Annotated in this window: 18 protein-coding genes and 1 tRNA gene; 11 read left to right on the top strand and 8 right to left on the bottom strand. The window is 55.5% G+C overall.

All coding sequences use genetic code 11. The features are described 5' to 3' along the window. From TU74_RS22520 to TU74_RS22480, 9 genes are all read left to right on the top strand, one after another. A partial coding sequence (locus TU74_RS22520) for an FAD-binding protein (protein WP_048377694.1) occupies nt 1–212 on the top strand: 212 nt, incomplete at its 5' end. 139 nt (nt 213–351) lie between these two features. Continuing rightward, a complete protein-coding gene (locus TU74_RS22515) occupies nt 352–1,170 on the top strand; it encodes a substrate-binding periplasmic protein (RefSeq protein ID WP_048377693.1) in 819 nt (272 codons plus the stop codon). Between the two features lie 9 nt (nt 1,171–1,179). Beyond that, on the top strand, nt 1,180–1,536 hold the full coding sequence (locus tag TU74_RS22510) for a DUF4398 domain-containing protein (RefSeq protein ID WP_047275549.1): 357 nt from the start codon (nt 1,180–1,182) through the stop codon (nt 1,534–1,536). Then, complete coding sequence (locus TU74_RS22505; protein ID WP_047273872.1) at nt 1,533–2,345, top strand: OmpA family protein; 813 nt, start codon at nt 1,533–1,535, stop codon at nt 2,343–2,345. The genes TU74_RS22510 and TU74_RS22505 overlap by 4 nt, the downstream gene beginning before the upstream one ends. Nucleotides 2,346–2,544: 199 nt before the next feature. Next, a complete protein-coding gene (locus TU74_RS22500) occupies nt 2,545–3,981 on the top strand; it encodes an aminotransferase-like domain-containing protein (RefSeq protein ID WP_048377692.1) in 1,437 nt (478 codons plus the stop codon). Between the two features lie 106 nt (nt 3,982–4,087). Continuing rightward, complete coding sequence (locus tag TU74_RS22495; protein WP_047275553.1) at nt 4,088–4,552, top strand: hypothetical protein; 465 nt, start codon at nt 4,088–4,090, stop codon at nt 4,550–4,552. 153 nt (nt 4,553–4,705) lie between these two features. After that, nucleotides 4,706–4,960, top strand: a complete 255-nt coding sequence (locus TU74_RS22490) for a YkgJ family cysteine cluster protein (RefSeq protein WP_047273881.1) — start codon at nt 4,706–4,708, stop codon at nt 4,958–4,960. A 47-nt stretch (nt 4,961–5,007) separates the two neighbouring features. After that, the gene (locus tag TU74_RS22485) at nt 5,008–5,616 is read left to right on the top strand and encodes an START domain-containing protein (protein WP_048377691.1); all 609 of its coding nucleotides are present in this window, start codon (nt 5,008–5,010) and stop codon (nt 5,614–5,616) included. 262 nt (nt 5,617–5,878) lie between these two features. Beyond that, nucleotides 5,879–6,220 carry a ribonuclease E inhibitor RraB gene (locus TU74_RS22480; RefSeq protein WP_047273886.1) on the top strand — a complete coding sequence of 114 codons (342 nt, stop codon included), beginning with the start codon at nt 5,879–5,881 and terminating at the stop codon, nt 6,218–6,220. 173 nt (nt 6,221–6,393) lie between these two features. On the opposite strand, the gene TU74_RS22475 is transcribed toward TU74_RS22480, so the two are convergent. Both TU74_RS22475 and TU74_RS22470 read right to left on the bottom strand, forming a co-directional pair. Next, a complete protein-coding gene (locus tag TU74_RS22475; protein WP_048377690.1) occupies nt 6,394–7,215 on the bottom strand; it encodes a c-type cytochrome in 822 nt (273 codons plus the stop codon). Continuing rightward, complete coding sequence (locus TU74_RS22470; protein ID WP_047280139.1) at nt 7,212–7,661, bottom strand: rhodanese-like domain-containing protein; 450 nt, start codon at nt 7,659–7,661, stop codon at nt 7,212–7,214. Before TU74_RS22470 ends, TU74_RS22475 begins: the two co-directional genes overlap by 4 nt. Nucleotides 7,662–8,263: 602 nt before the next feature. Between TU74_RS22470 and TU74_RS22465 the strand changes: the two genes are divergently transcribed. Next, nucleotides 8,264–8,992, top strand: a complete 729-nt coding sequence (locus TU74_RS22465; RefSeq protein WP_047294902.1) for an amidotransferase — start codon at nt 8,264–8,266, stop codon at nt 8,990–8,992. A 46-nt stretch (nt 8,993–9,038) separates the two neighbouring features. Here TU74_RS22465 and TU74_RS22460 read toward each other — a convergent pair whose 3' ends face one another. The 3 genes from TU74_RS22460 to TU74_RS22450 form a co-directional block, all read right to left on the bottom strand. Then, complete coding sequence (locus TU74_RS22460; protein ID WP_047273894.1) at nt 9,039–10,010, bottom strand: magnesium and cobalt transport protein CorA; 972 nt, start codon at nt 10,008–10,010, stop codon at nt 9,039–9,041. Nucleotides 10,011–10,093: 83 nt separating this feature from the next. Next, a complete protein-coding gene (locus TU74_RS22455) occupies nt 10,094–10,882 on the bottom strand; it encodes a lysophospholipid acyltransferase family protein (protein ID WP_048377689.1) in 789 nt (262 codons plus the stop codon). Between the two features lie 215 nt (nt 10,883–11,097). Further along, entirely contained in the window at nt 11,098–11,787 is a 690-nt protein-coding gene (locus tag TU74_RS22450) for a crotonase/enoyl-CoA hydratase family protein (protein WP_048377688.1), read from the bottom strand. 297 nt (nt 11,788–12,084) lie between these two features. Here TU74_RS22450 and TU74_RS22445 point away from each other — a divergent pair. After that, a tRNA-Ser gene (locus tag TU74_RS22445) sits at nt 12,085–12,174 on the top strand. 255 nt (nt 12,175–12,429) lie between these two features. Here TU74_RS22445 and TU74_RS24970 read toward each other — a convergent pair. The 3 genes from TU74_RS24970 to TU74_RS22435 all read right to left on the bottom strand — a co-directional run. Continuing rightward, nucleotides 12,430–12,594 (bottom strand): S-type pyocin domain-containing protein, encoded by a 165-nt coding sequence (locus TU74_RS24970; RefSeq protein ID WP_262502290.1) that lies wholly within the window; start codon nt 12,592–12,594, stop codon nt 12,430–12,432. Beyond that, nucleotides 12,582–12,920 (bottom strand): S-type pyocin domain-containing protein, encoded by a 339-nt coding sequence (locus tag TU74_RS24965; protein WP_053070078.1) that lies wholly within the window; start codon nt 12,918–12,920, stop codon nt 12,582–12,584. The genes TU74_RS24970 and TU74_RS24965 overlap by 13 nt, the downstream gene beginning before the upstream one ends. A gap of 829 nt (nt 12,921–13,749) precedes the next feature. Then, the coding region (locus tag TU74_RS22435; RefSeq protein ID WP_048377687.1) for a hypothetical protein at nt 13,750–14,000 on the bottom strand (251 nt) is incomplete at its 5' end.

Below are 14,000 nucleotides of genomic sequence, written 5' to 3'. Positions count from 1 at the left end.
TGCAGGTGGGCCAGACCGGCAAAATCGTTGCGCCACAGCTGTACATTGCGGTCGGTATTTCCGGCGCGATTCAGCATTTGGCGGGCATGAAAGACTCCAAAGTGATCGTCGCGATCAACAAGGACGAGGAAGCGCCGATCTTCCAGGTGGCCGATTACGGCCTGGTGGCGGACTTGTTCGAAGCCGTACCTGAGTTGGAGAAGCTGGTTTAATCCAGTCGCTTCACTTATAAAGAGCCCGATCATCCGGGCCGTGGAGAAGGGCGGAGCACGTTGTGTTCTAGCTGATTCTTCATGGTCTGTGTGATCGGGCTTTTTAGTGTGTCTGAATGGGCTTAACGGAGTGTGAGGGATGGATGTGCGGTATTTAAGCGGATGGTTGCTGGGGCTGATGCTGCTGCCCCACGTGTCGGTGGCGGCAGGCAAATGCGAACGCCTGATCGTGACGGGCAGCCCGGATGCGCCGCCTTACCTCTGGCGCGACCCGGCCGATCCTGTGCATCTGATCGGAGCCAGTGCCGACCTTCTGCAACAAGTGGGGCAAGACCTCGGCATCAAGGTTGAGGTGCTCTACGGCGGCAAACGGTCCGAGGCGCAGAACGAGGTCCGTACGGGCCGTATGGACATGCTGGTCGATGCGCCGCTGACACTGGCGGGGCTGACTGCGCAGGATTACATTCACCCGCCGCTGGTGCGCAACGACTATTTGGTCTGGACCCGCGCGGACTCGTTCCTTGTCTATGAAACGCCAGATGACCTGCATGGCCATACCGGTGCGCTTTCTGAAAAAGCCCGTATGACTGAAACCTTCGACGCATTTGCCCGCCACCAGCTCACGCTGGAGCGACAACCCGGCCTGACCCAGGCCTTCCAGAAGTTGCTGCTGGGGCAGGTCGAATACGTGCTGGCCGGGCGCTATGCGGGAATGGCCACTGCTCAGACGCTTGGGATCAGTGACGATGTGCGTGCCCATGTACAGCCGATTGATCAGCCGGGGCTGTTTCTGGCCATTTCCCATGACTCGGCCTGCAATGAGCCCTGGTTACGCGGACAGCTCGCGAAAAAGATGACAGAATTGCCGGCGTCCGGCCTGAGTGAGGCGGCGCTGCAACGCAACCTGGAGCGGTGGAAAAACCAGCTGCAACAGCCGGTCAACGCTCCGAAACAGTAGGAAATCCCAGTGACAATTCGACCACTTTTTGCTGCCCTGGCCGTTGTGGCTTTGGCGGGCTGTGCAGCTGATCCTGCGCCGAATGAACAAATGCGCCTGACCGAGCAGGCGCTGGAGCAAGCCCGTGCCGTGGGCGCCAATGCAGAGGACATTGCCGAGCTCAAACAGGCCGAAGACAAGGTGGCTCGGGCCTCGGCCGAGATGACCGAGGGCTCTTATAAAGATGCCCGGATGCTGGCCGAACAGGCAGAGCTGGATGCGCGTCTGGCAGAAGCCCGTGTGTTGACCCTCAAAAGTCAGGAGCAACTGAACGTGCTCAACACCCGTATCACCCGTTTGCGCAAACAACTGGCGGAGGCCCAATGAGCATCAAGTCAGTCATGTATGGCGCGTTACTGATCACCGGCGCAGGGCTTGCTGGCTGTGCAGGGCATCACGCCAGCGAACAGGCACTGCAACAGGCGGCCAGCGAATTTCAGTCGGTTAAAGAAGACACCAATGTGCTGCGTATCGCACCCAAGGACGTGATCAGGGCCGGTGAGTCGCTGGCCCGTGCCGAGCGTCTGTCCAGTTACTGGGGCAGTGGCGACGATGTTGCGCATTACGCCTATTTGAGCCAGCGCTATAGCGATATCGCGCGGGAGCACACCCGGCAGGTGCTCAATCAGGAACGCGCCGCCAAGCTTGAACTGGAGCGCCAACGCCTGCAACTGGCTTTGCGTGAGGCCAAACTGTTGAGCGTTCAACAGCAGGGGCAATGGCTGGAAGAGCAAATCCTGAACCTGGCGACCAACGAAACGGATCGTGGGCTGGTCATGACCTTGGGCGATGTGCTGTTTGACACCGGTGAAGCGGACCTGAAGAACTCAGCCAATCGCACCGTGCTCAAACTGGTGCAGTTTCTTCAACTCAACCCCAAGCGTGTTGTGCGCATTGAAGGCTACACCGACAGCACGGGCGGTAAAGAAGATAACCTCAAGCTCTCGCGCGACCGTGCGCAAGCCGTTGCTGACGTGCTGATTGACCTGGGTATCGACGAAAAACGGATTCAGGTTGAAGGCTATGGCGACGAATACCCGGTGGATGTAAACGCCACGGAACGTGGTCGGGCGCAGAATCGGCGGGTTGAAATCGTTTTTTCTGACGAAAAAGGTCAATTGGGCGCAGCCCGCTAATCCCCCACCTCTGCGCATCAGATGCAGTCGCTGCCGGGCAGCGGCTGCAGGCGTCCCTGTTCCGTCTGTACCCATACAGTTACACCCCGCCCAGCACTGTACGGCTCAGATGGATGACAACTGTGCCCGTACACTTCTAAACTGTTCCGGTATTGTTCTCCACAACAAAAAAAAACGCCTGAACATCGAGTGCTGCGCCATGACCAACCTTTTGCTTTATCAACGCATCGCCCAGCAATTGGCCGAGGATATCCGGCGCGGCGTCTATCAGCCGGGGGAACGGGTTCCGTCTGTGCGCAAGATGAGCTCGCAGCTCAATGTGAGCCATGCTACGGTTTTGCAGGCGTACGCCAACCTTGAAGATCAAGGGCTGATTCGCGCTCGCCCGCAATCAGGCTATTACGTTCACCAAACGCCTGCGCTGACTGCCCCCACACCGGATATCGCCCGGGTCGAGCGGCCAGGGCTGGTGACGCGCAGCAGCATCATCCAGCAAGTGTTGGTTGAATCGCGGCGTGAAGGGGTGTTCCCGCTGGGTGCAGCGGTGCCCAGTGTCGATTATTTGCCCGTGCGGGCGCTGCATCAGCAACTGGCCAAAGTCACGCGCTTCCACAGCCCGCGGGCGTTCAGCTACATGTTCAGCCCCGGTTTTGAGCCGTTGCGTCGTCAGGTGGCGATACGCATGCGTGATGCCGGCGTGGTGGTCGACCCCTCGGAAGTGATCATCACCCACGGCTGCGTTGATGCACTGCAAATGTCATTGCGGACCCTGACGCGCCCAGGTGACCTGATCGCTGCGGAATCCCCGACCTATTACGGGCTGTTGCAACTGGCTGACTTGCTGGGTTTGAAAGTGATCGAGATCCCCAGCGATCCTGCCACTGGCATGAGCCTCGAAGCCTTGCAACTGGCAGCCAACCAGTGGTCGATCAAAGCGCTGGTTCTGACCACGCGCCTGAGCAATCCGCTGGGCGGCACCATGCCGGAAGAGCGGCAAAAGCAATTGCTGCGCCTGGCTTCTGATTTCGACATTCAGATTGTCGAAGACGATATTTACGGCGAGTTGATGTTCGAGGTGGGCCGCACCAAGGCCCTCAAAGCCTACGATCGCCTGGATCGCGTCATCTATTGCTCGAGCTTTTCCAAGACCTTGTCGCCGGGCGTGCGTATTGGCTGGATGATTGCCGGCAAATACCAATCTGAAATTCAGCGCTTACAGACATTCACCACCCATTCAGCGTGCAGTGTGACGCAGATGGGGGTGGCGGCTTACCTTGAAAACGGCGGATACGACCGTCATTTAAGGCATATCCGGCAGGAGTATCGAAAAAACCTGAGCGCCTTCCAGTTGGCTGTTCAGCAATACTTCCCGGAAGGCACGCAAATGTCGCGACCCAGTGGAGGTTTCATTTTGTGGGTCAGCCTGCCGGGCAGGGTCAATACCCAGGAGTTGCACGTGCGAGCGTTGCAGCAGGGCATCAGCATTGCGCCGGGGTTGATCTTCAGTAATACCGAGCAGTTCAACCATTGCATCCGGCTCAATTGCGGCACTGCGTGGAACCGTGAAGCTGAACGTGCGTTGATGACATTGGGGATGCTCGCCAGTCAGCTGTGCCAGGAGGCCGCTGGCCTGTAGTTAAGGCCATGCGACATTACGGTATGGCAATTTGCCTAATGTTGACTTGTAACGATGTGTTTAAAGCGCGAGCATAGGTGCCTAAATCGTTAAAGCTGTGGGAGTTATGAAAGCGACCTATTGTGTGAGGCTGGTGTTGGTGGGTGTGCTGACCGCGTTCAGCGCTGTGTCGGCGCAGGCTGCGACACCCGCTCAACAGCCTGCGACCCAGTCTGTCAAACCGTCAGAAAAACCCGCTGCCCGTGCCAAAAAAACACCCACCCAGAAACGCGCACCCATCGCCAGTAAATCCAAGTCTGCACGCCAAATTGCCAAGCAACGTATACCCAGTGCCAATCTGGACTTGAGTTTGCCGCCCGACATGGTCAAGCAGCTCCAGCCACTGGGCACGATCCCCATGCCAAAACACAAACCTTTGTTGCCCAACATGTTCGGCGAGAAGCCTGAACAAGACAGCCCGTTTCAGTTGAACGGCCGTTTATTGAGCAATGAAATGGAGCTGCAATTGCGCAACGAAGCCCGCGACCGGCAGATCGAAGGCGCGGCGCTGGATTTTCAGTTCAAACAATAAGTGCCGAATGCCGGAAAACGGGCTTCTAAACTGACTGTTCAGTCACTGCCATTAATCCGCACATTCGGCTGAACGGTCAATTTCAAACGCCCGTTCCAGCGAGTACTATCCCTTGTCATCAACGCACTTTGCCCCGTCTAAGGAGCTAACGTCATGAATTGCCGTGAAGGCTGTGGCGCTTGTTGTATAGCCCCTTCCATCAGTACACCGATCCCCGGCATGCCCGAGGGCAAGCCCGCCGGGGAACGCTGCCTGCATCTGTCGGTCGATAACCTGTGCGATTTGTTCGGGCGGCCAGAACGTCCCGACGTGTGCGGTTCGTTCAAGGCCGACATCGAGGTGTGTGGCAGCACGCGGGAAGAAGCCATCAACCTGATCGGGTGGTGGGAACAGGTGACGGCGGCATAGTGTGTTTATGTCCAGTGAACAAACCATCGACAATAAGGAATAAGACCATGGGTTCGTTGCATCGAGTGGCAATTGCATGTGGCTTGAGCGTGTTAATGGTGAGCGCGGCTCACGCAGAAAACTGGCAAGTGGCGAAGAATGAAGACGGCATCAAAGTGTCGCTTAGTGAAGTCAAAGATTCGAAATACAAGGCCTATCAAGGTGTGACCACGATCAAGGCACCTATCGCCAAGGTCCGTGGGTTGCAGGAAGACGTGGCGGGGGCGTGCCAGTGGATTCACGAGTGCAAGTCGCAAAAACTGCTTAAAACCGAAGGCGACAAGAGCTGGACGTACACGCAGTTCAGTACCCCTTGGCCCGTGACGCCGCGCGACTCGATTCTGGAAGTCACCACCACGGTCGGGGCTGACGGTACGGTCACTCGCACCCTTAAAGAGGTGCCCAAGTACCTGCCTGAAGAGAAAGGCTTTGTGCGGGTGAGTCAGGTAGAGGGCTTCTGGAAGATGGTTCCCAAAGGGGCCGATCAGACTGAAGTCACTTATCAGGTTCACACTGAGCCAGGCGGCAGCGTGCCATCCTGGTTGGCGAACAAGTTCGTAGTGGACGCCCCGTTTAATACCCTCAAGGCGCTCAAAGAGCGCGCAGAGAAGCAATAAGCGCTCTGTAGGCTGCCTGACGCTGTACAGCGCATCTGTTAAGCGTCAGGCGGCAGCGATGCAATAGAACCGTTTTCTATAAACGTTTCTTTTTTTAACGCCGCGCTTGGCATGCGCTGTGCGGCGGAGCTAATCTGCAACCAGGCCAGCGAAGTGTTCGACTGGTTCTGATCTTGTTCGCGACATGCTTGATCCCCGCAACGAATTGACGGTTGCATCTCGGGGAGCGTTGAAAGTCTATCCATTGCGAGGAGGACGTTTCATGAGCACAGCCCATCAAGAAGACCTCAGCAGCTACGTGCTGCGCCGCATGAAAGAAGGCGGTTTTGATTTTTCACGTATTCATCCCATCGAGTTTTACGCCATTTTCCCGGATGAGGAGCGGGCGCGCCGTGCAGCACAAAAATTTTGTGGAGAATCGCTAAATGCGCAAATTAACGTGCGTGATGACGGTGCCTGGAATCTGGAGTTGAGCAAGGTGATGTATGCCACCTACGGCGGCATCGGGGATTTTGAGCAAGACTTTGAAGCCGTAGTCGTACCCCTTGGCGGGATTATTGAAGGCTGGGGTGTGAAACAGGAGGTGCGCGGCCTGCTGAATTAAAGTGGTTCAAGACACAGATGGCTGGCCTGCGGGCCGGCCATTTTGCGTTATGGCAGGCAAAAAAAAGCCACCGCAGGGGGTGGCTAAAGGGAAGTTCGACAATGGCGGCAAGTATCCACGGGCGTATGCGCGGGGTGAAATCACCAATGCCTATGTCGCTGATAGCCAGAAGCTTATGGCTGACGCTCAGGTGTCGCCACCTTGCGTGTGGTCATGTGCTGCAGGTACTCGATCAGTTGCGCCAGTTCGGCTTCAGTCAGTACCTCGTTGGAAAAGCCGGGCATGCGGGCCTGTGGCCATTGACGCAGGCTTTGCGGGTCGCGGATGTAGCGTGTGAGGAATGCCTTGCCGAAATACTCGGTCGGGTTGTAAGGGATGTTCAGATCAGGCCCGAACTGTGCGTCGCCTGCGCCGTTAAGCCGGTGGCACGCCAGGCAATGCTTCTGAAAGACAACAAACCCCTGATTGGCTGGCGCATCGGCTGCCAGTGACGGATCGGGGCGCATCGCTGGAAAACGCTCGGCGACCGGCTGTTGGCGTTTAAAGCGCGCAACTTGAAACGGCCATTGTTCCGGACTGATGTGACCCGCTTGCGGGTCTGTCCACACCAGATAAAACGGTCCGGCGCTGGGTTTTCCCTTACCCAGTGGCGGCCACGGGTGTTCGGGGTCTTCGATGGCGAGCCAAGCCTTTGCGCCGTGTTGATTCAACAGCGCTGCCGCGTTGAGCTCCGCCGCAAAGCCGTCCAGCGCGACGGCTTGCACATGATCGTCAGGTGAAAGGCCTTGCAGTAACGTGGCCACAGGAATTGCGCGATAAGTCATGTCGCGCTTATAGGACACATCATCAACAATGCGCACCTCTTGGGTGGCAGGGTGGTTCAGCAAATCGGCCGTTTGCCAGCTACGGCGGGTGTCACCCAGCTCGAGGGTGAGCTGGGCGGCGTAGGTTGGCAGGCAGAACAGGGCGGTAAAAAGCAGGCAGATAAATTTCAATTTTTGGCTGTAATGTCGTCGTCGGTGGGTTCGTCGCCGGGCAGTACGTTCTCGGTCAGCGAGACGTGATCGAAGAGCGCATCGCGCAACTCCTCGTAATTGCCGCCGTTCACGACGCCGAAATACCCACGTTTGATTAGGGTGTCTTCGGCTTCGAGGGCGTGTTGATTGGTGTCGCTGTAAATCACAATGGTGTTATTGGGGTCCAGAACGACCAGGCCCAATTGATAGGCGAGGCCTTCCGCGCTAATGCCGGTGCCATCTTCCAGTGTCAGATCGACTTGTAAAGAGTTATGCAGATTGCCCGCCGCAAAATCGCTGTTGTTGCGCAGGTCCAGGATCAGCGCGCCATCGTTTATTTCATCCACGGCGCGGTTCACGTCAATGATGCCTGCCTGAGCAGTGCTGCACATGAGCAGCGCAACGACTGTAAACCACGGGCGCATAGGGTTCCCTCCATAAAGGCGAGCCTTGAGGTTGGCACACAAGTGCCAACCTCGAAAGTCACCGCTATAAATAAGACCAGGAGCCTGAAAAAGGAGAGGTCAGCCGATGACCTTGGTCAGATTCGGCACGATCAATAACAGGGTGGTGGCAAAAAGGATGAGTCCTGCTTGGCGGAGTTTGGTGTGTTTGAGCATGGCGATCTGCCTTTATTGTTATTCCTGAAAAACAGCACCGCGCGACAGTAACGGCATGTCCTTGCGTTTCGCAGCGGCTGACAGGTTTACCTTAGAGCCGGTCTCTCGCCTCGCTTAGAACCCTTTCACATCATGTCAGCGAGGGAAGTTTCTAAAACGCTATTAGCTGTCCTCCGTTATGTCTGACACCCCGTTGCTAGACGCAACGGAGAATCAAAACACCAGAGTGCTTAGTGAGCTACCGTTCGTCAGCCCGTGGTTGGGTGGACACGTTCCGTTCGCCCAACCGCGCCAAGCAGCCTGCGCAACCGTTTCAAAGCGTGCAGTGCTTGCCTTGAATTGCCGTTTCAAGGCAGGCTCTGTGCATTGTTTTCATCCCTTCTGTATTCATCGTGCCAGGTAATTTTATGTCGTTACGCATTTGCATTCTGGAAACCGACGTTCTGCGCCCTGAGTTTGTGGATCAATACCAGGGCTACGGACAGATGTTCAAGCGTCTGTTTACCCAACAACCGATCGCCGCGCAATTTACAGTGTTCAACGTTTTGCAGGGTGAATATCCCGCGGACAATGAGACCTACGATGCGTATCTGGTGACCGGCAGCAAGGCCGACTCGTTTGGTACCGACCCGTGGATTGAAACCCTTAAACGTTATTTGCTGACGCGCTATGAGCGTGGCGACAAGTTGCTCGGCGTGTGCTTTGGCCATCAGTTGCTGGCGCTGTTGTTGGGCGGCAAGAGCGAGCGTGCGAGCCAGGGATGGGGTGTAGGCACTCACCAATACAGGTTGGCGGCCAAGGCGCCCTGGATGAGCCCCGCCGTCGAAGACCTGACATTGCTCATCAGCCATCAGGATCAGGTCACCGCATTGCCCGAAAACGCCACGGTGATTGCGTCCAGCGATTTTTGCCCGTTTGCTGCGTACCACATCAACGATCAGGTGCTGTGCTTCCAGGGGCACCCCGAGTTCATCCACGACTACTCGCGTGCCTTGCTGGACCTGCGCCAGGACGCGTTAGGGGCTGAGGTCTATGGCTCGGGCATTGCCAGTCTCGCCAAGGACCATCACGGTCAGACCGTCGCAGAGTGGATGATGCGTTTTGTGGCGCACAAGCCTGAAAAGCAAGCCGTATAAAGGGCGAGCGCAGGTGAGGTGGGCGGGCACTTGTCCGCCCGCGTATTTATAGCCAGCCCGAACGTTTGAAGCTGGCCCACAACGTCGTTACGCCCACACCAATAAACGTCAGCACCCCGAAGTAACCGTAATGCCAGCTCAGCTCGGGCATGTTCTGAAAGTTCATCCCGTAAATTCCGGCCACGGCGGTCGGAAACGCCAGGATCGCTGCCCAAGCGGCGAATTTTCGCTGCACGGCGCTTTGCCTTGAAGACTCCAGCAGCACCACCACTTCAATGGTTTGGCTGGCGATGTCGCGCAGGGTGGAGAGGTCTTCCATCTGGCGGGTGACATGAATTTGCACGTCCCGAAAATAGGGGCGCATGTTCTTGTCGATAAACGGGAAAGTCAGGCGTTGCAGTTCTTCACTGATTTCCACCATGGGCGCGACATAGCGGCGCAGTCGCAACACATCGCGACGCAGACCGTGCAGATGCACAATGTCGGCCTCTTTCAGCGAATTGCTCATGATGCTTTTTTCAAGTGCCTCGATCTCGGCATGAATCGCTTCGCTCACGGGTTGATAGCTTTCGGTGACAAAGTCCAGTAGCGCATACAGAACAAAGTCTTCACCGTGATCCAGCAGTAATGGGCGCGCCTCACAACGCTGGCGCACGGCCTTGTATGAGGCTGAATGCCCGTTGCGGCAGGTGATGATGTAACCGTTACCCGCGAAAATATGCGTTTCGACGAATTCCAGTTTGCCTTCGTGGCGTATCGGCGAATAAATCACGATAAACAGCGCGTCACCGAAGGTTTCCAGTTTGGGTCGGCTGTGCTGCTCAAGGGCATCTTCGATGGCCAGTTCGTGGAGGTTGAACTGGCGCTGCAAATTGCTGATCTCTTGCGCATCAGGCTGTTCAAGGCCGATCCAGACGAAATGACCGGGTTTTTTAGCCCAGTCACTGCCCTCGTCCAGCGTGATATTGCTGATTTTTTTGCCAGCGTTGTACACCGCGGCAGCAACAACTCTCCCCATAGTTCTAATCGCTTCTTCTTCAAAGGGTTAGGGCACGAAGATGCAGCTTAGCGTGCAATGCCCCCCTTTGAGTCGACAAACATTCAGAGGTTCGGGTGGGAGGCGGTTCCTTTGCGCTTGCTGTCACTCTGGACGGGCGCGTGGCGGCCTTGCTGGGCCATCACTTCGCGATCCATGGCCTCGATGCAGTCGCGCATTTGTTCGCGGCACATATCCATCAGCCTTGGCATGTCGTCCAGGGTCATGCCGGCCGTGGGGATGGCGGGCAGGGAGCGAATCTGGATATCGGCACTGTGCCAACGGTTGAGCTTCAGGTGTTGGCTGTAGGTACTGACACACACCGGCACAATCGGAACTCCGGCGGTAATCGCCATTTGAAAGACGCCTTTCTTGAACGGCAACAACGTCTTGCCCAGGTTGCGGGTGCCCTCCGGAAAGACCCAGATCGAGGTGTCTTTTTCTTGCAGCGTGCGGGTGGTGGTCAGCATTGATTTACGCGCTTTCTGCGCATTGCCGCGATCAATCAACACGTTGCCCGCCAGCCAGAACAGTTGGCCGAAAAGGGGCACCCATTTCAGGCTTTTTTTACCGATGCACACCGTGCGACGAGGCACGACATTGCCAAAGATGAATAAATCGTAGTTGGACTGGTGGTTGGCAATGACCACGCAGCTTTGCGGCTTATCCATCAGCGGCCCGACTTCGGTTTTCAGCTTATAGCCCATGATCCATTTGGACGGCAGTGCGTAGAGGCGCGCGCAGAGGCGGCTATTGTCAGGGTTGAAGGGCCGACACAGGCCGAGCAACACGCCGAGAATACCGGCCATCAGAAAATGCACACTCATCAACAACATACGGAACGAAAGTAGCATTTACAGGCTCGTCAAAACAAAAGGTGGCGCAGTGTACGGACGTGCACTGTATTCGGCAATTACTCCGATACATGTAGGAGATGGCTGATGTTTAAGCACATGTTTCAACGCTAGGGTGCGGAGGCGGGATAGAGCGTTTTCGGAACAATAACGAAGGCGTACAGGAAAACAGGGGGAGGCACCTCGACCGCAGTTGCTGTCGAGATGCCAGCCATTCAGATCAAGTGGGCCTGATCCAGCTCGATCGCGTTGTCCAGCGTGTCCAGCAGTGCCTTGCGCACTTTGAGCTTGGTGTTCTTGTGCGCCTTCATGTTGATCTTTTTCAGCTGGCGCGCTGCTTCAAGTGCCGCCGCGTGCAGTTCCTCGGGTTGCACTACCTTATCGAGGAAACCGGCGTCCACTGCGTTTTGAGGGTTAAACATTTCACCGTTGATGACCGAGCGATGAAATGCCGACTTGCGTAGGCGGTCACGCGCCAGCTCAATGCCGGCGTGATGCATGGTCATGCCGATTTGCACTTCATTCAGACCAATACTGAACGGACCGTCGACGCCAATCCGATAATCCACCGACAACAATAGGAAGGCGCCTTTAGCGACGGCATGACCCGGGCAGGCCACCACCACGGGGAATGGATGCGCCAACAGGCGGCGTGCCAGGGTTGAACCCTGAGTCACCAGATTGACCGCCTGCTCAGGACCGGCCGTCATCACCTTCAAGTCATACCCGCCGGAGAGAATGCCCGGCTGCCCGGTAATGATCACCACAGCGCGATCCTGTTCAGCGCGATCCAGCGCCGCATTGAAGTCCGCGATAACCTGCGGGGAAATGGCATTGACCTTGCCGTTGCTCAGGGTCAGCGTGGCGATACCGTCTTCCAGGTGATAAGCAATCAGGTCACTCATGGCGCAATTCCTTGTATTGAAGAGGAGCAGACGTTACCCAGCCACGTGGCGCAGGTAAAGCGCCGTGACTGACTGGTGAGTCAGCTGTTATGCAGGGTTCTTCTATATATAAGCCCGCCTCCTTGGACCGAACGGGCGCCTGTGTCGCGGCGAATGTAGCGACAAGGCCCAGCCCAGACGCCCAAAAACGGCTAAATGGCGTAAGCGCATGAAAATTCTGAAAAAAACATTTGTCATCTTCAAAGGTTTCGACTACATTAGCGCGCCTCGACAGACAGAACATGTTTGAAGAGATACGGTGAAGTGTCCGAGTGGCTTAAGGAGCACGCCTGGAAAGTGTGTATACAAGAAATTGTATCGAGAGTTCGAATCTCTCCTTCACCGCCACATTAAGTAAACACAAACCCCTGATTTTCCTAGAGAAAGTCGGGGGTTTGTGGTTTTGGGCGTCTGGAAAATGTGGTGCGGGGATGATGCTGAGGCATGTAGATGATTATTTTTTGCAATGAAAGCATCCGCCTCTGCTCTAGGCTCTATGCCTCAAATGGGCATGCAATAACGTTTGAAAGCGTAGGTTAGTTAGTAGAGGTTTAGGGGTAACCAAGTATCGCCAAAACTGAGGTCTATTGATCTTGCGTTAGCTCATTTTCCCCATCGGGACGCAGGAAAGACCAGAATACAGTCGTCGATTGTGATGTCTTCGCCAGGAAGCCCTTCAAGCTGGCTGTCGATGTCCTCCGGGATAGGGTGTACCAGAATGGTGCCCAGATGCTTGCCGCTTTCGTCGGGGTAGGTCAGTGACGGCATTCTTGAAGAACTGTGGGTGGCGTCCAAAGGATGGTGATCCCATTTAGCTCAGCCTCCATCGCCGTTTTGGTTGCGTTCCACTTCACTTGCACGATGCGTACTGAGTCATCACCTGACGTGCCGGTGTGAATGCCGTAAATCTGTAGTACCCCTTCGGCATCACGTCGAAACTGAAAGCGCACCCGTGTAGTGGCCTTGCTCATGCGGCGCAGTTGTTCGTCGGTATGGAGTGTACCGTCGCCCATTTTGGTGGGGAGCATGCCCTTTATAAAAACGCTAACCGGTCCTCCCGCGCCACGTATTGCCCACGTCATGCGCTTTTGCATGATTGCGCCGCCAGCACAAAATCATGGAGGCAACGACCATGATTTTCCCGAAGTTGGAGGCGGGCTCGATGGCCGTTCCTGCATCCGTGCTGCACCAGTTTGCAGAGACGCAGGACTTGGCGAACACCAGGTCTGTGCGTTCCTTGGGTGAGGGCCATTCATTTTTTGGGATGTAAACCGGTTCTGGCGAAGCCGGTTTTTGCCAAGCAGCCCAAGAAGCACCACCGTTTGGGCGTTTCGTTTTCCAGAGTGGTTCGAAAAAAGAGTCGTCTTTACCTTCCTTTTCATGCGAAGTGTCTGTCAGTTCATTTGGAGCATGAAGACTGCAGTCGAGTCTTAGCCATGGTCAATTTGAAGTCGTAACTGTGTGTTTCTTTGGGGGGAGGGTAAAAGAGGGTGTAGCGTGCAACGGCACGTTTGCACCGTGCCCAAGAGCTAAATAGGTCTTTTTCTGCATCGCGGCGTACCACTACTCTGTGGCGTAGGGATGGTCTTGAGCAGGCAGATCTTGTTAGTGGAACATGTCAGTGATGCTTGTTCATATTTTCGATGGATATCCAGTCCGCATTTGATTGTGCTGTCGTGAAGCATGTTGGGAAGAAAATTATTTGATTAATAAATAATAGACCTTCTATCTACCTTTCGCCCGTGTGGAGCGCTTTTTCGCAGTGAGCAAGAAGAGGCCTGGCGGTTCGATAATAGTTAGTTAATTTTTATGGGTGATAAGTTATGTCTGCATCTCGAGGTATATCAATCAAAGTCCCTACTGCATAATCGCAGGATCGATATAGTTAGAAGTAAATCACCGTTTGATGCATATAAATCAAGGTCATTTTGTAAAAAAGCTACCCGTGCCATGTATTGACCATTCGTCGTTTCCGGCAGGTTTTTCTAAACCTTTACCGGCATATGCCTTCAGATTCAATGCAGAGATAAACCTGCCTTTTTCTGGAGGATGGGCGGTCTCAAGGAGCAAGTGCAACACCTCATGTAAGGTGTTGCCATGTCTACCCAATACAACCACCTGAGTACCGAGGAGCGCGTCACCATTATGGTGATGCTCTTTCAACGACAGACGCT

This window comes from Pseudomonas lundensis (assembly GCF_001042985.1).
In the GTDB taxonomy this organism is placed as follows: domain Bacteria; phylum Pseudomonadota; class Gammaproteobacteria; order Pseudomonadales; family Pseudomonadaceae; genus Aquipseudomonas; species Aquipseudomonas lundensis.
This window is presented reverse-complemented; position numbering and strand designations above follow the sequence as displayed.